The sequence below is a fragment of the Acidovorax sp. GW821-FHT10E04 genome, assembly GCF_059415185.1.
The window spans coordinates 469,147-489,465 of the sequence record NZ_JBWKMT010000001.1; the positions used below are offsets into that span (position 1 = coordinate 469,147).

The following is a 20,319-nucleotide window of genomic DNA, read 5'->3' on the forward strand; positions in this document are numbered from 1 at the left end:
CGGCACCCCCACCACCACAGCCTTGCCGGAGAGCCCCCGATGACCACCTCCCTGATCCTGCACCACTACCCCTCGTCCCCTTTCTCGGAAAAGATCCGGCTGGCGCTGGGCTACAAGCAACTGGCCTGGAAGTCGGTGATCATCCCCAGCATCGCGCCCAAGCCCGATGTGGTGGCGCTCACGGGCGGCTACCGCAAGACGCCGTTCCTGCAGATCGGTGCCGACATCTACTGCGACTCGGCCCTGGTCTGCGACGTGCTCGAGCACGTGCAGCCCGAGCCCGTGCTCTACCCGCCACACCTCAAGGGCGTGGCGCGGGTCTTCGCCCAGTGGGCCGACACCACGCTGTTCTGGGCCGCCATGGCCTACAACCTGCAGCCCAAGGGCGCATCGGCCATGTTCGCCAACTTGCCGCCGGCCGCGGCCCAGGCCTTTGGCGAAGACCGCCGCGAGATGAGCGCCGGCATGCAGCGCCTGCGCCCGGCCGATGCCACGGCAGCCTACCGCTCCTACCTGCGCCGCATCGCGCACATGGCCGAGGAGCATGACTTCCTGTTCGGCGCCGAGCCATGCCTGGCCGACTTTGCCGCCTACCATCCGCTGTGGTTCACGCGCCAGTGCGTGCCGGTGATGGCCGACATCTTTGCCGCCACGCCCGCGTTGCTCGAATGGATGGACCGCGTGGCGGCCCTGGGCCATGGCCGCATGGAAAAGCTGAGCGCCGAGGACGCCATCACCGTGGCGGCGGGGCTGGACCCGCTGCCCCTGGCGGACGACGTGTTCCAGGACGAGCACGGCATCCCGCTCGGCAGCCCGGTGACGATTGCCGCCGAGAGCTTCGGCACCGAACCCACGGAGGGCGAACTGATCGCCGCCACGCGCACGCGCTACACCCTGCGCCGTACCGACCCACGTGCGGGCACGGTGCATGTGCACTTCCCCCGGATTGGCTACACATTGCGAAAGGCCGAAGCCACCAAATGATCGACGATTTCAAAGGCAAGACAGCCGTTCTCACCGGCGCGGGTTCGGGCTTCGGCCTGGAATGCGCGCGCATCGGCGCGCGCCTCCACATGAACCTGGTGTTGGTGGATGTGCAGCAGGACGCGCTCGACGCGGCCGCCGCCGAGGCGCAGGCCGCCGGTGTCCAGGTGCTGGCGCGCAAGGTGGACGTGTCCGACGCAACGCAGATGGAGCAGCTGGCGGCGGACGTGGAGCAGCGCTTTGGCGCGCCGCACCTGGTGTTCAACAACGCCGGCGTGGGCGCGGGCGGCCTGGTGTGGGAAAACACCGCCAAGGACTGGGAGTGGGTGCTGGGCGTGAACCTCTGGGGCGTGATCCACGGCGTGCGCCTGTTCACCCCCATGATGCTCGCCGCCGCGAAGAAAGACCCGGCCTGGCGCGGCCACATCGTCAACACGGCCAGCATGGCCGGCCTGGTCGATGCCCCCAACATGGGCATCTACAACGTCAGCAAGCACGCGGTGGTGAGCCTGTCCGAAACGCTGTACCAGGACCTGGCCCTCGTCACCGACCAGATCTGCGCCAGCGTGTTGTGCCCGTACTTCGTGCCCACCGGCATCGCCCAGAGCCACCGCAACCGCCCAGGCGAGCTGCAGGCCGGCAAGCCCACGCGCAGCCAGCTCATCGGCCAGGCCATGAGCGACAAGGCCGTGGGCAGCGGCAAGGTGACGGCGGCCGAGGTGGCGCAGAAAGTGTTCGACGCGGCCTCGCAGGGCCAGTTCTACATCTACAGCCACCCCAAGGCGCTGGCTTCCGTACAGACGCGCATGGAGGACGTGCTGCAGGGCCGCAACCCCACCGACCCCTTCGCGGGCAAGCCCGAGATCGGCGCCCAGCTCAAGGCCGCCCTGCGTGCTGACTGAAAAACGCGGGCCTGCAGCAGCCCAGGGCTTCGCGCTGTTTTCGACGGCGGTGGGGCACTGTGGCCTGGCCTGGAATGGCCCCTTGCTGGTCGGTGTGCAGTTGCCCGAGGACGAGGGCGAGGCGCACACGCGTGCGCGCATGCAGCGGCGCTTTCCGGGTGCGCCTGAATCGCCCATGCCACCCGAAGTGGCCGCCTGGGCGGCCCGCGTGGTGGCCTTGCTCGCGGGCGCGCACGACGACCTGCTCGACGTGCCCTTGGCCACCGAGGGCGTGCCGCCCTTCAATGCCCGTGTCTACGAGCTGGCCCGGCGCATACCGCCCGGCAAGACCATGACCTATGGCGAAATGGCCGCCGCCCTGGGCGAGCCCGGCGCCGCGCGCGCCGTGGGGCAGGCGCTGGGCCACAACCCCTTCGCGCCCGTGGTGCCCTGCCACCGCATCCTCGCGGCGGGCGGCAAGACCGGCGGCTTCTCGGCCGGTGGGGGGGCCGCCACCAAGATGCGCATGCTGGAGATCGAGGGCGCGTTCGCCCATGAGACCCTGGCGCTCTTCGCGCCACGGGACTGATGCCGGCCTCAGGGCCTACCCGCGTTTTCTGAGCAGGGCCGAGCCGCTGCTGGCCATGGCGAGTTCTTGCGTGGTGGCCAGCAGAGCGGGGCCCAGGGCCAGCATGCGCTCCTCGGTCAGGCGCACCAGAGGCCCCGCGATGGTGACCACGCCGATCACCGCGCCGTTGTGGCTGCTGCGGATGGGCGCGGCCATGGCGGTCATGGCGGGGGCGAACACTTCCACGATCATGCTGAAGCCGCGCTCGCGCGCCGCCTGCAGGTAGGCCAGCAGCGCCTTCACGGTGGTGGGCGCATTGGGGCCGTAGTCCTCGGGCTTGCCAAAGCCACGCCTGGCGACCAGCGCCAGGGCTTCCTCGTCGGTCATCGTGGACAGCCAGGCATGGCCGGCCGAGCTGCACGACAGGTTCACCGACAGGCCCATGTCCGGGTCGTAGCGCAGACCGCGCATCGCCCCCTGCGCCTTGGCCACGAAGGTCAGTTCGTCGCCATCCACCACCGCGAGGCGCACCAGCTCGCCCGATTCGGCGGCCAGCCGGTCCAGCAGAGGCTGCGCAATGTCCACGATGCCGCTGGCGCTCAGGAACCCGAGGCCCAGCGACACCAGCTTGATCGTCAGCATGTAGTTGCCCTGGTTGTGTTCCTGGCGCACATAGCCGCAGCGGACCAGCTCGGCCAGCAGCCGGTGCGTGGCGCTCAGCGGCATGTCCAGTTCGGACGCGAGGTTCGACAGCGCCTTGCCTTCAGGGTGGGGCGCGAGGTGTTCCAGGACTTTGAAGCTGCGCTCGAGGATGCTGCTCATGGGCAATGGCTTTCGAAGATTTGTGCGGACGCACGCTGGGAGCGTCCGCACCGGTTCGGCAGCAATGTACCAAAAATTGTTAAAGGGTTTCTACTATGGAAACACTTTCCACTTTTTTCTACGATGCGTCCCAAGTGCTGCGGCGGCGACTTCGGTTGCGCCCTGGCAAGCCTTGGTCCCTTTTTTGATGGAGATCCCCCGTGAAGAAAACTGCCTGCCTGCTGGCCACCGCCGGCCTGTCCCTGTTGCTGGCCCTGCCTGCCGCTGCGCAGCAAGAGCGCGTGATCCGCTTCGGCCATCTGAACAATGCGGACCATCCGGTGAGCTTTGGCGTGAAGCGCTTTGCCGAACTGCTGGCGGCCAAGAGCGGCGGCAAGCTCAAGGTGCAGGAGTACCCCGCCTCGCAGCTGGGCAACGAGCTGCAGCAGCAGTCGGCCCTGCAGGGCGGCGTGCAGCAGATGTCGGCACCGGCGACCACCTCGCTGGCCGGCATCGTCAAGGAATTCGGGCTGGTGGACTTTCCGTTCGCCGTGGCCAATTTTGCGCAGGCCGATGCCCTGCTCGACGGCCCGCTGGGCCAGGCACTGATCGCCAAGTTGCCTGAAAAGGGCCTGGTGGCCCTGGGCTATTGGGACCTGGGTTTCCGCAACGTGACCAACAGCAAGCGCGCGATCACCAAGGCCGACGACTTCGACGGCCTCAAGCTGCGCGTGATCCCCAACCCGGTGTTCCTTGAGACCTTCAAGGCCTTCAAGGCCAACCCCGTGCCCATGCCGTTCGCCGAGCTGTACGGCGCGCTGGAAGCCAAGGCGGTGGACGGCCAGGAGAACCCGTACGCGGTGATCCTGTCGAACAAGATGTTCGAGGTGCAGAAGTACGTGAGCGCCACCAACCACGTGTACGCCGCCAACATCGTGCTCGTGAGCAAGAAGTTCTGGGACCAGCTGTCGCCCGCCGAGCAGAAGATGATGAACGACGCCGCCAACGAGGCGCGCGGCTACCAGCGTCAGGTGAGCCGCGCCGCAGCGCAGCGCTCGGTGGGCGACCTGCAGGCCAAGGGCATGGCCTACAACGAGATCGCGCCGGCCGAGCTGGCGCGCATGCAGCAGATCGCCAAGCCGGTGATCGAGAAGTTCGCGGCCACCTATGACCCGGCCGTGGTGAAGCTCTACAACAGCGAACTCGCCCGCATCCGCAAGTAAGAGCGCCTGGCAAAACTCTTCTGGCGTCGTTGCTGCGTCTTGTCGTGCTATTCGCACTGCCTTCGACGCAGCGCCTAGCCAGAACCGCTTCGCTGAGCTTTGTCAGCCGCTCCCAACCCTGAACACCCCATGAAAATCCTCGTCCTCCACGGCCCCAACCTCAACCTGTTCGGGCGCCGCGAACCCCATATCTACGGCACCACCACGCTGGCGCAGATCAACGAGCGCCTGCAGAAGCTCGCCGCCGAGCTCGGCGTGGAACTCGGCATCCTGCAGTCCAACCACGAAGGCGCGCTGATCGACTTCCTGCACGAGCACATCGACGCGGCGCAGGGCGCGCTGGTGAACCCTGCCGGCCTCACACAGCACGGCGTGCCGCTGCACGACGCGATCAAGGCCATGCCCTTCCCGGTGATCGAGGTGCACATGTCCAACATCGCCGCGCGCGAGGCCTGGCGCGCGCACTCCATCATCTCGCCGGCCGTCAAGGCCACGGTGCAGGGCTTCGGCCCGCATTCCTACCTGGCGGCGCTGCGCTCGCTGGTGGAAAGCCTGCGCGAAGCCTCCCAGCCCGCCTGAGCGCCGTTCCGCCAGGATTCACTGCGCTGCGCGTTGCGCGCAACGGACAAAACTGGTGCAGCCCAAGCCAGGGCCCCCGTGCAAGGGCCGCCCCGCCGCACTGGGGGCGTCCCCCTCCCGACTCGCGCAGCGAGACGAGAGGGGGGGAAGGCGCGAAGCGCCTCAGGGGGTGTTTTTAGGACATACAACATGCATAGATGGATGGACCGCGCCTGTCGCGGCCTGGAGGCGGTGATCGCCGCCCTGCTCGCGCTGATGGTGGTGCTGGTGTTCGGCAACGTGGTGCTGCGCTATGGCTTCAATTCGGGCATCACCGTGTCGGAGGAAGTGTCGCGCTGGCTCTTCATCTGGATGACCTTCCTCGGTGCCATCGTCGCGCTGCGCGAGCATGGCCACCTGGGGGTGGACATGGTGGTGCAGCGCCTGCCCGCGCTGGGCAAGAAGATCTGCCTGGCCCTGGGCCATGGGGTGATGCTCTACATCGTCTGGCTGCTGTTCCAGGGCAGCCTGGCGCAGGCGCGCATCAACTGGGACGTGACGGCGCCGACCACGGGCGCGTCCATGGCCATCGTCTACGGCGCGGGCCTGGTGTTCGCCGTCTGCGCGGCGCTGATCCTGGCCATCGACCTGTACAAGCTGCTCAGCGGCCAGATCGCCGAGGAGGACCTGGTGATGGTGCAGGAGTCCGAAGAGGCCGTGCAGCTGCAGCAGATCCTGGGCTCGGCAGGCACCACCGATGCGCCGCACGGCAAGGAGGCCGCGCGATGACCATCTTCGTCTTTGTCGGATCGCTGCTGCTGGCCATGGCCATGGGCATCCCGATCGCGTTCTCGCTGCTGGCCAGCGGCGTGGCGCTGATGTGGCACCTGGACCTGTTCGACGCGCAGATCCTCGCGCAGAACCTGATCGGCGGGGCCGACAGCTTTCCGCTGCTGGCCGTGCCCTTCTTCATGCTGGCCGGCGAAATCATGAACGTGGGCGGCCTGTCGCGCCGCATCGTGGACTTCGCGCTGGCGCTGGTGGGCCATGTGAAGGGGGGCCTGGGCTACGTGACCATCATGGCCGGCTGCCTGCTGTCGGCCCTGTCGGGCTCGGCCGTGGCCGATGCGGCGGCGCTCACGGCGCTGCTGCTGCCCATGATGGTCAAGGCCGGGCACGACAAGTCGCGTGCCGGCGGGCTGATCGCGGCCACCGGCGTCATCGGCCCGGTGATCCCGCCCAGCATCGGTCTCGTGATCTTCGGGGTGGCGGCCAATGTGTCGATCTCCAAGCTGTTCCTCGCGGCCATCGTGCCGGGCATCCTGATCGGCGCCGCGCTGTGGCTCACCTGGGCCTTCCTGGTGCGGCGCGAGAAGATCGTGCCGCCGCCGCGCAAGTCCGCTGGCGAGATCCTCACGGCCCTGCGCAAGGCCCTCTGGGCGCTGATGCTGCCGGTGATCATCCTCGTGGGCCTGCGCATGGGGGTGTTTACGCCCACCGAGGCGGCTGTCGTGGCGGCGGTGTACGCGCTCTTCGTCTCGGCAGTGATCTACCGCGAGATCACCTGGCGCGACCTCTACGGCATCTTCGTCGCCGCCGCCAAGACCAGCGCCATCGTGATGTTCCTGATCGCCGCCGCCATGGTCAGCGCCTGGCTCATCACCGTGGCGGACCTGCCGTCCAAGGTGGTGGGGTTGCTGCAGCCCTTCATGGACAACAAGATCCTGCTCATGGCGGCCATCATGGTGCTGGTGATGGCGGTGGGTACCGCCATGGACATGACGCCCACCATCCTGATCCTCACGCCCGTGCTGATGCCGGTGGTCAACGCGGCAGGGATCGACCCGGTCTACTTCGGCGTGATGTTCATCATCAACAACTCCATCGGCCTCGTCACCCCGCCCGTGGGCACGGTGCTCAACGTGGTGGCGGGGGTGGGCAGGATGTCGATGGACGATGTGACCAAGGGGGTCGTCCCGTTCATGGTCGCGGAGTTCGCCATCATGTTCCTCATGGTGGTCTTTCCCTGGCTGGTGACCTGGCCCGCGAAGTGGTTCCACGGCTGAAGCGGGGCGTGGAGGATGCAGGGTAGTTCCGTGTTTTCGCGGGGACAGGGCGGGTGTTACATTCAAAACATGCCTGCTGGCGCGGGCCGCGCGCGGCGGCGCATCCCCCCAGCACCCGACAAGGACCCACCGCATGTCACCGGAACGCGAGCGACTGACCCGCATGCTCTTCGATGAGTACATCGAGATGTATGCCGCGCGCGATGCCCGGCTGCTGGCGCGTTTCAGCGAGAATTTCAGCGGCTTCGCGGGCAGCAGCGACCAGCTGATCAAGACCCGTGCCGGATGGCTCGAGGTGACGCAGCAGGATTTCGCGCAGGTTCCAGCGCGCATCGGCATCGAGATGGTCGAGCTTTTCGTGCAGGACCTGGGGGCCGACCTGCTTGCCGCCACCGCCTTCTTCCACATCCACCTGCCCATTCCCGACGCGCTGTTTGCCCGCGAGACCGCGCGCAAGGTGGTGCTGTTCCGGCGCGAGGGCGGCCAGGAGGCGGGAGGCGACTGGAAGATCGCGCACGTGAGCGTCTCCATCCCGTTCGGCAAGGCCCGTGGCAGCGAGGTGTACCCCATCGAGGAGCTGCGCCAGCGCAACCGCGAACTCGAGGCGCTGGTGCAGGAGCGCACCCAGGCCCTGGCGCAGGCCAATCAGCGCCTGGAGCTGCTGAGCAATACCGACGGTCTCACGGGCATCGCCAACCGCCGGCACTTCGACGATGCCCTGGCGCGTGAATGGGCACGCGCGCAGCGGGCCCGCACGCCGCTGGCCCTCATCATGCTGGATGTGGATGTGTTCAAGCACTTCAACGACCACTATGGCCACCTCGCGGGCGATGCCTGCCTGCAGGCGCTGGCCCTCACGCTGGCGCAGACGGGCGCGCGGCGCGAGGGCGAGCTGGCCGCGCGTTTTGGCGGCGAGGAGTTCGTGGTGCTGCTGCCCGGCTCCGACCTGCAGGCCGCGGCCGACGTGGCGCGCCACATCCAGGAGGCGATCCACCAGTTGGCGCTGCCGCACGAAGGGGCGCCGCTGGGCATCGTCACCGTGAGCTTCGGGGTGGCCAGCGTGCCGCCGCAGCGCGACGAGTTGCCCGAGATGCTGGTGCGCCTGGCCGACCGCGCCATGTACCGCGCCAAGCAGGGCGGGCGCAACCGGATCGAACTGGCCGACGGGGCGGGCTGACAGGCAGCGCGCGCGGGCCCGGCGCCTTGCGTCGCAACTGGGGGGCGGCCGCGCTGTTGCGGGTTTTTGCAGGGTTAACCCGCAGGCTTGCACCAAACTGGTGACAATGGCCTGCTATGCATGCTTCCCGTTTCTTCAAGATGGCCCTGATCCTGGGCCTGCTGTCGGCCATCGGCCCCTTTGCCATCGACATGTACCTGCCGGCGCTGCCCGAGATCGGCGCGAGCCTGGGCGCGGAGGTGGGCGCCGTGCAGTGGAGCCTGACGGCGTTCTTCATTTCGCTGGGCGTTGGCCAGCTGTTCTATGGTCCGGTGTCGGACATGGTGGGCCGCAAGCCGCCGCTGTACGTGGGTCTGCTGCTCTTCACGCTGGCGAGCGTGGGCTGTGCGCTCGCCACCGACATCCAGACCCTGGTGGTCCTGCGTTTCGTGCAGGGGCTGGGCGCCGCTGCCGGCATGGCGATTCCCCGCGCCGTGGTGCGCGACCTGCACACCGGCACCGAGGCCGCGCGCCTCATGTCGCTGCTGATGCTGGTGTTCAGCATTTCCCCGCTGCTGGCGCCGTTGGCGGGCAGTGGCGTCATTGCGCTGACGGGGTGGCGCGGGGTGTTCTGGGCCGTGGCGGTGGCGGCGGTCGCCGGCCTCCTGCTGGTATCCCGGGGGCTGCGCGAAACGCGGCCGGCAGCCGACCGCCTCGAAAGCAGCCTGGCGGGCGCGCTCTCGGGCTACTGGCTCCTCCTGCGCGACGGGCACTACCTCGGCCTCGTGTTCATCGGGGGCTGCTCGATGGCGGGGTTCTTTGTCTACCTGGCGGGCTCGCCCTTCGTGCTGATCAACCACTACGGCCTCACGCCCGTGCAGTACAGCCTGGCGTTCTCGGTGAATGCCGCCGCATTCTTTGCCGCCGCGCAGTTCACCGCTCGGCTGGGGCGCCGCTTTGGACTGGTGCCCACTGTCAAGGTGGCGGTCACCGGTGCGGGCGCCGTGATGGTGGCCATGCTGGCTTACTACCTGGCGGGCGGCGACCGGCTGGAAGTGCTGCTGGGCCTGTATTTCGTCGCCAGCGGCCTGATGGGCCTGGTGATTCCCACCACCTCGGTGCTCGCCCTGGAGGAGCACGGCGCCATCGCGGGCACCGCCTCGGCGCTGCTGGGCACGCTGCAGATGCTGATCGGCGCTGCCGCCATGGGCGTGGTCGGTGTGTTCGCCAATGGCAAGCCGCTGCCCATGGTGGTGGGCATGGCCAGCGGCGCGCTTTTGGGCCTGCTGCTGACCTGGGTCACTCTGGGCGGCGAGCGCGCGGCACGGCCGCTGGCCAAGGGCAACGCACCGTAGCCCGATTGCTATTGAATTGATCGCTTTTTGCGCTTGTGCATCCAGCGCAGGCGGCCTTTTTCGTTCAAACCGCGTGATGCGGGCGCCCTGTGGATCACTTCGGCCCGGCATGGCGCCGTGGGGTGGCGCGCGGGCCCAGGGCACGGATCAGCGCAGGCACCTGCGCCGACAGTTCGCGCGCCAGGTAGCCCAGCGTGCCCTGGTCCCGCGCCAGCGCGCTGCCCGCGCGTGCATGCAGGAGCACGCCCCAGGCCGTGGCATGCAGCGGCGGCGCGCCGCGCGCGGCCAGGCCGCCGATGAGGCCCGCCAGCGTATCGCCCGAGCCCGACGTGGCCAGCCCCGGGGTACCGCCCGCAAACCGCAACGAACAGCCGTCGGGCTGCGCGATGCAGGTGGTGCTGCCCTTGAGCGCCACGCAGGCGCCCCAGCGTTGCGCGCCCGCCCGGGCGGCGGCCAGCGGGTCGGCCAGCACGGCGTCCTTGGATGCACCGGTCAGGTGGGCCATCTCCCCGGCGTGGGGCGTCATGACGACGGGCTGGTCGAACGCCGCGCCGACTGCGGCCGACATGGCGTAGGCGTCCAGCACCACCGTGCTGCGGCGAAACAGCGGCAGCATCGTGCGCACGAAGGCCACGCTGCGGGCTTCATCCAGCATGCCGGGGCCCAGCACCACGGCGCTCACCTGGTCGGACAGGGGCCCGAGCCGGTCGCAGTCGCGCGCGGCAAAACCCCCGGCCCGCGTCTCGGCAAGCCCCATCACGCGCGCCTCGGGGATGGCCAGTGCCAGGCCCTGCGCCACGCGCTCCGGTGCGGCCACGGTGAGTTTGCCGGCCCCCGCACGCAGCGCGGCGATGGCCGCCAGCAGCGCCGCGCCGGGCATTTCATGGCTGCCCGCGACCACCAGCACGTGCCCGCGCGCTTCCTTGTCCGCATCGTCGCCGGGATGGGGCAGGGGCCAGCGCCGAAGCAGTGCCTCGGTCAGGGCTCTGGGCCGGGGCCAGGTAGGGTTGCGGGGCATGGCGTGCCGTCAGGGCTTGGGGGCGGTGGCGGCGTCGGGCTCCCGCGTCACCGGTGTCCGCGCGTCGCGCAGCGGGGCAAGGAAGTTGGCCTGGATCAACTGCATGGCCTCGTCGGTGCGCCCCTCGTGCGCCCCATGGGCGCGGTAGATCGTCACCGCGCAGTTGGGCACGTCGCCCTGGCGGTCGATCTCCAGGATCTGCTGCTCGTCCATCTGCTCGATGAGGTAGCGCATGCAGTTGACGATGACCTGGTGCGCGACTACCAGCACCCGTTGCCCCGCGTATTCGCGCGTGACCATCTCCTGCAGGCTGCGCAGCCGCAGGATCACGTCGCACCAGCTTTCACCGCCGGGCGGCCTGAAGTAGAACTTTCCCACGTGGGTGCGTTGCTCATGCAGCTGGGCGTGCTGCTGCTGGATGCCGAACTTGGTAAGCCGGTCCAGGATGCCGAACTCCTTTTCCCGCAGCCGCTCGTCCAGCCGCAGGGTGACATGCTCCAGACGGCTGTACCGCGCCACCAGACGGGCGGTCTGCAGCGCGCGCACGTAGGGCGAGCACAGGATGACCTGCGGCTGCCCATCCACGGGCTGGCGTCCAAACCATTCCCCCAGCGCCACCGATTGCGCGGTTCCCAGGTCCGACAGCGGCACATCGATGTCCCGCCATGCGAGGTCGATGGTCTGAAGCCCCGCCGCCTCGGCCGCGTCGCGCGCGACATTGCCGGCGCTTTGTCCATGCCGCACCACCCACAGCCGCGCGGGCCAGCGTGTTTCCATGGCCTCGGGCTACCGAGGGGCGCGAAGGCGGGCCCTGCCCACGGCGCCAGCCGCCGGGGCCTTTTCCGCCGCCCGTGCCAGCTTGCCGGCCACCCCGTCGCGCCCCGATGCGGCGCGCGCGATGAGGGCGCTGCCCAGGGCCCGGCCGGCTGCGCGGCGCACCAGGCCACGGCTGCGGCTGGCGCCGCGCAGCACCAGCAGGCCCGCACCCAGCACCAGCCAGTGCTCGCCCGGAAAACCGGCACGTTCGGCGTCCCATTGGCGCACGCCGCGGAGTTTTTGAAGAAGGTTCATGTGACGGGCCCTGACGTTGACAGCATGCCGCCATCGTCGCGCAGGGTACGGCCGCCCGGTGTCAGCGCACGGTTTTGGCGCGGGTGCTCCGCGTCCTACACCACGGGTCCGGGCGCTGCGGCGGGCGCCGGGCCGCCAAGCTGGGCCGCCACGCATTCGGCCAGCGCCTGCACGGTGCGCGGCGCGCAGCCTTCCGCATGGTTGCTGATGGCCACGAAGGCGTTGTGCCCCCGCCCGGTGACGCCCGCGATCAGGCTCGCCAGCGCGGCCCGCGTGCCAGGGTCGGGGTGGTGGAGCCGGTCATAGGGCGCATAGTTCTTTTCCGCGTCTTCATAGCCATAGGGGCCGTGGATGGGGTGGAGATTCCAGCGGCACACCAGCGGACCGGGCCAGAGCGCGCGCAGCATGGGCAGCTGTTCCTGCAGCGGCGGCATCTTTGCGTGCAGGCCCAGGCAGTAGGTGGCCCCGGCCTCGCGCAGCACCGCCGCGAAGCGCGGGGTGAGCCATTGGGGATCGCGCACCTCCACGGCCATCACGCCGTCCGGCGCGGTGGGGTGCAACGCAGGCTGCGCGCACAGCATGGCGCGCAGGCGCTCCAGCAGCTCGTGCATGCGGTCCAACTGCGCCAGGGGCAGGGGGCTGATCTGGAACACCAGCGCCCCCAGCTTGTGCCCCAGCCCTTGCAGCGCGGGTTCCACGAATTCACTGAGGGCGAGTTCGGGGCTGAGGAAAGCCGGATTGGGCTGGCGCCCCCGCCCGTCCTCGCTGCGCACGAGGGCGTCGGTCACCAGGCTGGGCGCCTTCACCACGAAGCGGAAGTCATCGGGCACCTGCGCGGCATAGCGCTCGTACTGGCTCACCGTGAGCGGCCGGTAGAAGCTGCGGTCGATGCTCACCGTGCGCAGCAGCGGGTGCTGGGCGTAGACGGCCAGCCCCTGCTTGGAGAGCATGGACTCGGAATGCTCGCCTTCCCACACCAGTCCCTTCCATCCGGGGTATGTCCATGACGACGTGCCCAGCCGCAGTTGGCGGGGGAGGGCGGCGGCCAGGGCGCGCAGACCATCGTGCCCGGGGGCCGGATGCACCCCGGTGCGGCGCGGCCTGGCCGCCGCGGGCTCATCTGCATCGGCCGCGAAGCCAGCGGCGGCGGCCTTGTCGGTGGGAGGGGGCGGCACCGGCGGGCCGCCGAAAAGGTCGTCTTGCATGTGAGGGACGCGGATGGTGTGGCGGGCGCGAGCCGGAATGGGGTGCCGCAGAGGAGGTCACAGGCCCGCGAACAGTCCACCTTCATTCAGCAGTTCGTAGGTGATTTCCGGGTGCTGGTCCATGCTCTTGCGGATCGCGGCGGGAATCGCCTGGCGGGTCTTGCGGCACAGGCCGGGCTGCTCCAGCACCAGGATCGCAATGCCCCGCAGGCTGCGCACCTCGTGGGGGCTGGGGGTGATGGAAAGGCGCACGCCCAGCTGGTCTTCCATGCGGCCCAGCAGGCGGCGCAGGTCGCTCAGGCTGGTGAGGTTTTCCAGTCGTTCGAGCAGTTTTTTTTCCTCGTTGCGCGTGAGGCGCAGGATGCGGACATCCCCGCCCGGCGCCTCCAGCAGTGCATCCCGGCCGCACACGCAGGTGCCGGGAGGGCATTCGGTGCGGATGGGGAAGGCAAGAGGGGCGGCGTCCATGCGTGTGCTCGGGGTGGCTTGGTGGCCCGGCACATTCTAAGAGCGGCGGTGCGGGCGTTCGCGGCGTGGTACTTCTTCGGGCCGTTGCTGTGCCCGCACCGGGTGGAGCCTCGCCCTTTGCCGGTGTCCGCTTTCGGTGATGGCCGTGCCCTGCCGCGCCTGCGCGCCCGGGGGACGCTACCGCTCCAGCGCTTGCGCACCGTTGCCAGAAACGACCGGCGCGCCTCGAAGGCGCGCCGGTCTGTTCAATGTCGATGCATCAGCCTCTCGTGAGAGAGACCCGGGTCAGCGAAGGTTGCCCCGCTTGCGCTGTAGCCACACCCCGCCCATCAGGGCCAGGCCCAGCAGCATCATTCCGTACTCGCTCAGGGTGGGGATGTTGCTGACCACCGCGCCGCCACGGGTGAGGGTGTAAGACTCGCCGGTAGTGAAGTTTCCATTGCCCGCACCCGCGCCACCGAGGAGCAAGCTTGCGGGTGCCGGACCCATGATGGAATCGTTGTCCGCGACATCCAGTCTCAAGGTGCCACTGCCGGTTCCTGTATTGACAGTGACGGTGTAAACGGCTCCTGAGCCGCTGACGCCCGTCACTGAAGCGCCTGCAATGGTTCCAGTCGACGTCAACACGAAATCCGAAGCATCCACCCCGGTGACCGACTGGTTGAAAGTGACGGTGTAGTTGACGGATGCCGCCGTGGTGGGATCGGGATCAGCCCGCGCAATGGATTGCACGTTTACCGCACAGTTGGAGTCCGTGCAGCCTGCTATTTCAAACATGGTGCCGCCTTCTGGCAGGCCTTCGATGATGACACCCAGCTTGTAGGCACCCGTCTGCTGAATGCCCATCAGGAAGCGCAGATCAAGGGTCGCACCCGCGGCCAAGGGTGTGCCAAGGGTCACGGTGCCAGACGACAGCGTCGAATTGAAGCCACCGCCGTTCGGCTGGGAAGGAGGCTGCTCCAGCGTCGTGCCTTGGACCGTGACGTTGCTGGTGCCGGATCCGCACGGTGCGCGGTCCACAGTGACCACGACCGCCGTGGATGTGCGGGGGCGCAGGTCTGCGATGCCGGAGGGCGCGGGGAAGGTCGTCAGGTCAATGATCTTGTAACGCAACCGTGTCAAGTTGCTGCCGCTGGTGTTTGTGAGGGTACGTCGGATGTCCAGGGTTCCGAAGGTGGAGTTGTTGGCAGGGTCGCTGGTGAAGTCTCTCACCGTATTGGGGGGTGAAGAGGGCGCCACGCAAGGATCCAGCAGGGCTGGGCTTGCGATGCTGCCAATCACGGGGCTGGACAGATTGGCTGGCGACGGCGCGCCCAGCCGCTGGCCACCACCAGCTGAGGTCCCATTGGTGTCTACAAAATAGAAATCGGTGGCATTGTTGTTCGTATCCAGCGCCACCCCGGCGGTCAGGCACCCGTTGAAGGACGTGATGGAGCCTTGTTTTCCGCAGATATCGCGGGTCCAGGCGTAGTCGATGGAGAACGGCGTGAGGGCCGGGTAGCCTGCGCCTTCCTTGTACAGCGTATTGGCTTCCGACGTGGAGCCCACGGCGTCAAGGCGGTTTGGCAGGGTGAAGTCCACAGCGACGCTGGTGTTGAACAGCGCGATACCTGCATTGTCGGGAATGTCGGTGGTGTATGTGGCGTCGCCGGTGGCCGTGGTGCCATTGCCCGCTGGATAGGCAGCCAGCGAGTAGCCGACACTATTCACGCACAGGTAGTAGCCAAAGCCAGGAATCACCGTGCCGTTGGGAACAACGCAGCGTGCCACGCCATCCGAGGCCGCGACGGCAAAGCCCGTGCCGCCGCCCGCCACTGTCAGCGGCGAGGCGGTTTCGTTGTAGAGCTTGATGAATTCATCGTTGGCACCGTTGGGGCCGCGGACCCGGAACTCTCCGATGATCAGCGCGGAGGCCTGCGGGGCAGCCACGCACAGCAAGATGAATGCAACCGCGCTGAAGCGTCGGTGCAGGAGATCCAGAAATGCCCGTACCAGGTATTGAAATCCCATAGTGCCTCCGAAAACGCCTTCGGCGTGGTTGCTGTTTGTTACCAATTGACAATTGTTGCCTAATTTTTCGCTGGCGAACAGGATTTAACGGAACTTTCTCAAATCTTCCCTGTAGGACGGCACCGCCTCCCGGTCAGACGGTATGCCAGCCACATGGCGGCAGGAGCAAATGCAGCCTTCATCCCCTTCGGGAGCAGGGGCGCGGGTCGAGTGTGCTCACAGAATTCTCGGTGCATTGTTTTCACGTTTCCATGCGCTGTGGGGTGGGGGACGTGGGCCCTCCGGTAACGCGCGGGGCGCCTGGTAGCCCGGAGAAGTTTGCTGGCGCCTGTCACCCAAAGTCCCTGTGGCAAACTCGCGCGCTTCGCGTTTTGTTTGATTGAGTCTCAGAGAGTTCGCCCACCCATGCAGCAGATCGTCCGGCAGTTGGCCGCAGAAATCAAAGTCAGTGAATCCCAGGTGCGCGCAGCGGTGGAGCTGCTCGATGGCGGCGCCACGGTGCCGTTCATCGCGCGCTACCGCAAGGAAGTGACCGGCGGGCTGGACGACATCCAGCTGCGCGAACTCGAAGCGCGCCTGTCGTACCTGCGCGAACTGGAAGACCGCCGCGCCGCCGTGCTCAAGAGCATCGACGAGCAGGGCAAGCTGACCGATGCCCTGCGCCTGGCCATTGCACAGGCGCCCACCAAGCAGGAGCTGGAAGACCTCTACCTGCCCTTCAAGCAAAAGCGCCGCACCAAGGGCCAGATGGCCCGCGAGTTCGGCATCGAACCGCTGGCGGACAAGCTGTTTGCCGACCCCACGCTGGACCCGGCGACCGAGGCCGCGGCCTTCACGCGGCCGCCCGAAGTGCTGGACGACGGCAAGACGGGCGCCGATTTCTCGACCGTGCCGGCCGTGCTGGACGGTGTGCGCGACATCCTGTCCGAACGCTGGGCCGAAGACGCCGTGCTGGTGCAGAACCTGCGCGAATGGCTCTGGGCCGAGGGCTTGCTGCGCAGCAAGAAGGTGGAGGGCAAGAACGAGAACGATCCCGAGGTCTCCAAGTTTCGCGACTATTTCGAATACGACGAACCCATTGGCCGCGTGCCGTCGCACCGCGCGCTGGCCGTGTTCCGTGGCCGGGGGCTGGAGATCCTGGAAGCCAAGCTGGTGCTGCCCGTGGAGCCCGAGCCCGGCAAGCCCAGCCTGGCCGAAGGCAAGATCGCCCTGCACCTGGGCTGGAGCCATGCAGGCCGCCCGGCCGACGACCTGATCCGCAAGAGCGTGGCCTGGACATGGCGCGTGAAACTGAGCCTCTCGACCGAGCGCGATCTGTTCGCCCGCCTGCGGGACGACGCCGAGAAGGTCGCCATCAAGGTGTTTGCCGACAACCTGCGCGACCTGCTGCTGGCGGCGCCTGCAGGCCCGCGCGTGGTGATGGGGCTGGACCCCGGCATCCGCACCGGCGTGAAGGTGGCCGTGGTCGATGCCACGGGCAAGCTGGTCGAGACCGCCACCGTGTTCCCGCACGAGCCGCGCCGCGACTGGGAAGGTTCTTTGCACACCCTGGCCAAGCTGGCCGAGAAGCACGGCGTGAACCTGATCGCCATCGGCAACGGCACGGCCAGCCGCGAGACCGACAAGCTGGCGGCCGACCTCATCAAGCTGGCGGCCAAGGTGGACCGTGTGATTGAAAAGGTGGTGGTGAGCGAAGCCGGTGCATCCGTCTATTCCGCCAGCGAATACGCGTCGCAAGAGATGCCCGATGTGGACGTGAGCCTGCGCGGTGCCGCCTCCATCGCCCGCCGCCTGCAGGACCCGCTGGCCGAACTGGTGAAGATCGATCCCAAGAGCATCGGCGTGGGCCAGTACCAGCACGACGTGAACCAGAGCGAGCTGGCCCGTACCCTGGGCACCGTGGTCGAGGACTGCGTGAACTCGGTGGGCGTGGACCTGAACACGGCCAGCGTGCCGTTGCTCAGCCGCGTGTCGGGCCTGTCGGGCAGCGTGGCCAAGGCCGTGGTGCGCTGGCGCGAGGCCAACGGTGCGTTCAAGAGCCGCAAGCAGCTCATGGACGTGGCGGGCCTGGGTGCCAAGACCTTCGAGCAGAGCGCAGGCTTCCTGCGCATCCGCGGTGGTGACAACCCGCTCGACATGACCGGCGTGCACCCCGAGACCTACCCCGTGGTCGAGCAGATCATGGAGAAGACGGGCAAGCCCGTGGCCGAGATCATGGGCCGCGCCGACATGCTCAAGACGCTGAAGCCCGAGCTGTTCGCCAACGACAGGTTCGGCGTCATCACCGTCAAGGACATCCTGGGCGAGCTGGAAAAGCCCGGCCGCGACCCGCGCCCGGACTTCAAGGTGGCGCGCTTCAACGACGGCGTCGAGGACATCAAAGACCTCAAGGAAGGCATGATCCTGGAAGGCACCGTGAGCAACGTGGCCCAGTTCGGCGCCTTCATCGACCTGGGCGTGCACCAGGACGGCCTGGTGCACGTGAGCCAGCTGGCGCACAAGTTCGTGAACGACGCGCGCGAAGTGGTCAAGACCGGCGACATCGTCAAGGTCAAGGTCATGGAGGTGGACGTGGAGCGCAAGCGCATCGGCCTGTCGATGAAGCTCGATGCCGCGCCGCCGCGCCGGGGCGGGGAGCGGGGCGCGCCCCGCGACAACCGGTTCGAGGGCGCTGGCCGGGGCTACGCGCAGCCGCAGCGCCGTGCCCCCGAGCCCGCGCAGCAGTCGGCCATGGCGTCGGCATTCGCCAAGTTGCAACAGGCGAAGGGCCGTTGACGGATTGGGGGGTGATGGGGGCCATAATCGCCAGCAATCGAAACTCTGGCGCCTGACCCCATGGAGTTGAACGCATTGCTGGCACAACCAGTGGCTCTGCCCAGCCTTCCGCGTGCGGTGGCGCTGCTGATGAGCGAACTGGCCCATGAAGAGCCCAGCCTGCGGCGCCTGAACCAGCTCTTTGGCACGGACCCGGCCCTGGCCGGGCGGCTGCTGGAGCTGGCCAATTCCCCCACCTTCCAGTTGCCGCGCCAGATCGCGGGCATCCCGGAGGCCCTGGCGCTGCTGGGCACGGCCCAGGTGCGCTCGCTGGTCAATTCGGCACCGCTGGGCACCACCTCCCGCTCGGTGCCCGGAGTGAACATGCAGCAGTTCTGGCGCTACAGCCTCAACACGGCCAAGCTGGCGCGGTCGCTGGCGGGTATCGCGCAGCAGGACCAGATCGCCGCATACACCGCGGGCTTGCTGCACGCGCTGGGCGAGCTGGTCATTCACCTGGCCGACCCGGAAAAGGCGCAGTCGGTCAACACGCTGGTGGCGCCATTCGATCTGCGGCGCGGCAAGATCGAGCAGCGCATCTTCGGCTACTGCTATGGCCATGTGACGGCCGGGCTGGCACGCCGCTGGCAGCTTCCCGAGGTGGTGGTCGATGCGCTGCAGCACCAGAGCGTGCCGTTCGACAACAACGCCTACGAGCCCCTGGCGGGAGTGATCCACCTGGCCTCCTGGCGCGCGCGGGCCCGCGAGGCGGAGCTGGGCGAGAAGGAGATGGCCGTATCGTTCCCCGGCGAGGTCGGCCTGACCCTGGGGCTGGACATCGACATGGTGCTGCAGCAGGACCCCATCGACTGGACGGCCCGGCCCGAGGCCGCCGACTACGTGGTCTGACGGCGGGTTTGCGAACCGGGATGCTTGCGCCCGGCCCGGGCACCTTGCGCGACACGCCGGGGCGCGGTGCTTTGCGACAATGCCGTCCATGAAAGCCCTGCGCATCCATGCCGGCCCCCGCGCCCGGCAGCACCTTGAAAACCACGGCCTGCGGCCGGGCGACGTGGGCGTGATCCCCGCGGCGGCCGGTGGCCCCAAGGGGCTCATCCTGGGCCCCCTGGACCGCTTCATCTTCGGCGAATGGCTGGCCCAGTCGCGCCAGCCGGTGGACCTGGTGGGCGCGTCGATCGGCGCCTGGCGCATGGCCACGGCCTGCCTGCAGCAGCCGGTGGCGGCCTTCGAGCGGCTGGAGCACGACTACATCCACCAGGACTACGACCTGCCGCCCGGAAAGAAGCGCCCGTCGGCGGCCCACGTGAGCGAGCGGTTTGGCCTGAACCTGCAGGCGTTCTATGGCGGGCGTATCGACGAGGTGCTGAACCACCCGCGCTACCGCCTGCACATCGTCACCTCGCGGGGGCGGCACCTGCTGGGGCGCGAGCACCGCGTGGCCACGCCGCTGGGCTATCTGGGCGCCTTTCTGACGAACACGGTGCACCGCAAGGCGATGGGGGCGTGGCTGGAACGGGTGGTGTTCTCCTCGTCCGATGCGTCCAGTACCTCCGCCGAGGGGGCGGGGGCTGCGTGTGCTGCATTGCCCTTTGGCACCTCGGACTACCGCACGCGGCAGGTGCTGCTCAGCAACGGCAACTTCATGGAGGCGCTGCAGGCCAGCTGCTCGATCCCGTTTGTGCTACAGGCGGTGCACAACATTCCGGGTGCGCCCCGTGGGGCGTATTGGGACGGGGGCATCACCGATTACCACCTGCACCTGGCCTACGGCCGGCAGAAACAGAATGCTATTGAATTAATAGCTTGTGGCGCTTGTCCATCCGGCCCTGGCGGCCAAAAAGACTTGAATTCCGCCTCCGTGGTCTCGCCCGGCCTGGTGCTGTACCCGCATTTCCAGCACCGCGTGGTGCCCGGCTGGCTGGACAAGGGACTCAAGTGGCGGCACCGCTCCACGCCTGCGCTGGACAACATGGTGGTGCTGTCGCCCAGCCCCGACTGGGTGCGCAGCTTGCCCAATGCCAAGCTGCCCGACCGCAACGACTTCACGCACTACGGCGCCGACAGCGTCGCGCGCGCCAAGGCCTGGCTGGCGGCCACGCGGGCCAGCCAGCAGCTGGTGGACGAGTGGCAGGCGTGGCTGGCGCGGCCGGACATGAACGCCGTGCACCCGCTATAGGGGC

At 68.1% G+C, this 20,319-nt stretch carries 19 protein-coding genes; 12 read left to right on the forward strand and 7 right to left on the reverse strand.

Annotation, left to right across the window (positions count from 1 at the left end; genetic code table 11):
• Positions 1-39: 39 nt before the first annotated feature.
• The 3 genes from AC07OC_RS02155 to AC07OC_RS02165 are packed head-to-tail and all read left to right on the forward strand — an operon-like array spanning position 40 to position 2,454.
• Positions 40-984, forward strand: coding sequence for a glutathione S-transferase family protein (locus tag AC07OC_RS02155; protein ID WP_218294777.1), 945 nt, complete (start codon positions 40-42; stop codon positions 982-984).
• Positions 981-1,886: an SDR family oxidoreductase gene (locus tag AC07OC_RS02160; RefSeq protein ID WP_218294778.1), complete on the forward strand. Its 906-nt coding sequence runs from the start codon at positions 981-983 to the stop codon at positions 1,884-1,886. Before AC07OC_RS02155 ends, AC07OC_RS02160 begins: the two co-directional genes overlap by 4 nt.
• Complete coding sequence (locus AC07OC_RS02165; protein WP_218294779.1) at positions 1,876-2,454, forward strand: methylated-DNA--[protein]-cysteine S-methyltransferase; 579 nt, start codon at positions 1,876-1,878, stop codon at positions 2,452-2,454. Before AC07OC_RS02160 ends, AC07OC_RS02165 begins: the two co-directional genes overlap by 11 nt.
• Before the next feature lie 15 nt (positions 2,455-2,469).
• On the opposite strand, the gene AC07OC_RS02170 is transcribed toward AC07OC_RS02165, so the two are convergent.
• Positions 2,470-3,255 (reverse strand): IclR family transcriptional regulator, encoded by a 786-nt coding sequence (locus tag AC07OC_RS02170; RefSeq protein ID WP_218341109.1) that lies wholly within the window; start codon positions 3,253-3,255, stop codon positions 2,470-2,472.
• A 200-nt stretch (positions 3,256-3,455) separates the two neighbouring features.
• On the opposite strand from AC07OC_RS02170, the gene AC07OC_RS02175 reads away from it, so the two are divergent.
• From AC07OC_RS02175 to AC07OC_RS02200, 6 genes are all read left to right on the forward strand, one after another.
• Complete coding sequence (locus tag AC07OC_RS02175) at positions 3,456-4,457, forward strand: TRAP transporter substrate-binding protein (protein WP_218341110.1); 1,002 nt, start codon at positions 3,456-3,458, stop codon at positions 4,455-4,457.
• A 129-nt stretch (positions 4,458-4,586) separates the two neighbouring features.
• Positions 4,587-5,036: a type II 3-dehydroquinate dehydratase gene (locus AC07OC_RS02180; RefSeq protein WP_218294782.1), complete on the forward strand. Its 450-nt coding sequence runs from the start codon at positions 4,587-4,589 to the stop codon at positions 5,034-5,036.
• A gap of 189 nt (positions 5,037-5,225) precedes the next feature.
• Positions 5,226-5,804, forward strand: coding sequence for a TRAP transporter small permease (locus AC07OC_RS02185; RefSeq protein WP_218341111.1), 579 nt, complete (start codon positions 5,226-5,228; stop codon positions 5,802-5,804).
• Entirely contained in the window at positions 5,801-7,081 is a 1,281-nt protein-coding gene (locus tag AC07OC_RS02190) for a TRAP transporter large permease (RefSeq protein WP_218341112.1), read from the forward strand. Before AC07OC_RS02185 ends, AC07OC_RS02190 begins: the two co-directional genes overlap by 4 nt.
• 133 nt (positions 7,082-7,214) lie before the next feature.
• A complete protein-coding gene (locus AC07OC_RS02195; RefSeq protein WP_494600352.1) occupies positions 7,215-8,258 on the forward strand; it encodes a diguanylate cyclase in 1,044 nt (347 codons plus the stop codon).
• A 116-nt stretch (positions 8,259-8,374) separates the two neighbouring features.
• Positions 8,375-9,592, forward strand: coding sequence for a multidrug effflux MFS transporter (locus AC07OC_RS02200; RefSeq protein ID WP_494600353.1), 1,218 nt, complete (start codon positions 8,375-8,377; stop codon positions 9,590-9,592).
• 94 nt (positions 9,593-9,686) lie between these two features.
• Here AC07OC_RS02200 and AC07OC_RS02205 read toward each other — a convergent pair whose 3' ends face one another.
• The 6 genes from AC07OC_RS02205 to AC07OC_RS02230 all read right to left on the reverse strand — a co-directional run bounded on the left by AC07OC_RS02205 (position 9,687) and on the right by AC07OC_RS02230 (position 15,364).
• Positions 9,687-10,610, reverse strand: a complete 924-nt coding sequence (locus tag AC07OC_RS02205; protein WP_494600354.1) for an NAD(P)H-hydrate dehydratase — start codon at positions 10,608-10,610, stop codon at positions 9,687-9,689.
• A gap of 9 nt (positions 10,611-10,619) precedes the next feature.
• Positions 10,620-11,387 carry a histidine phosphatase family protein gene (locus tag AC07OC_RS02210; RefSeq protein ID WP_218341116.1) on the reverse strand — a complete coding sequence of 256 codons (768 nt, stop codon included), beginning with the start codon at positions 11,385-11,387 and terminating at the stop codon, positions 10,620-10,622.
• Between the two features lie 9 nt (positions 11,388-11,396).
• Complete coding sequence (locus AC07OC_RS02215; protein WP_218294788.1) at positions 11,397-11,681, reverse strand: hypothetical protein; 285 nt, start codon at positions 11,679-11,681, stop codon at positions 11,397-11,399.
• Between the two features lie 95 nt (positions 11,682-11,776).
• Positions 11,777-12,886, reverse strand: a complete 1,110-nt coding sequence (locus tag AC07OC_RS02220; RefSeq protein WP_218341117.1) for a DUF72 domain-containing protein — start codon at positions 12,884-12,886, stop codon at positions 11,777-11,779.
• A gap of 57 nt (positions 12,887-12,943) precedes the next feature.
• Positions 12,944-13,354, reverse strand: a complete 411-nt coding sequence (locus AC07OC_RS02225) for a hypothetical protein (RefSeq protein WP_218294790.1) — start codon at positions 13,352-13,354, stop codon at positions 12,944-12,946.
• Positions 13,355-13,639: 285 nt separating this feature from the next.
• Entirely contained in the window at positions 13,640-15,364 is a 1,725-nt protein-coding gene (locus AC07OC_RS02230) for an IPTL-CTERM sorting domain-containing protein (protein WP_218341118.1), read from the reverse strand.
• A 405-nt stretch (positions 15,365-15,769) separates the two neighbouring features.
• Here AC07OC_RS02230 and AC07OC_RS02235 point away from each other — a divergent pair, with 405 nt between their 5' ends.
• The 3 genes from AC07OC_RS02235 to AC07OC_RS02245 all read left to right on the forward strand — a co-directional run bounded on the left by AC07OC_RS02235 (position 15,770) and on the right by AC07OC_RS02245 (position 20,315).
• The gene (locus AC07OC_RS02235; RefSeq protein WP_218341119.1) at positions 15,770-18,139 is read left to right on the forward strand and encodes a Tex family protein; all 2,370 of its coding nucleotides are present in this window, start codon (positions 15,770-15,772) and stop codon (positions 18,137-18,139) included.
• A 60-nt stretch (positions 18,140-18,199) separates the two neighbouring features.
• Positions 18,200-19,027 (forward strand): HDOD domain-containing protein, encoded by an 828-nt coding sequence (locus AC07OC_RS02240; RefSeq protein ID WP_218294793.1) that lies wholly within the window; start codon positions 18,200-18,202, stop codon positions 19,025-19,027.
• An 88-nt stretch (positions 19,028-19,115) separates the two neighbouring features.
• Positions 19,116-20,315 (forward strand): patatin-like phospholipase family protein, encoded by a 1,200-nt coding sequence (locus AC07OC_RS02245; RefSeq protein ID WP_218341120.1) that lies wholly within the window; start codon positions 19,116-19,118, stop codon positions 20,313-20,315.
• Positions 20,316-20,319: the final 4 nt, after the last annotated feature.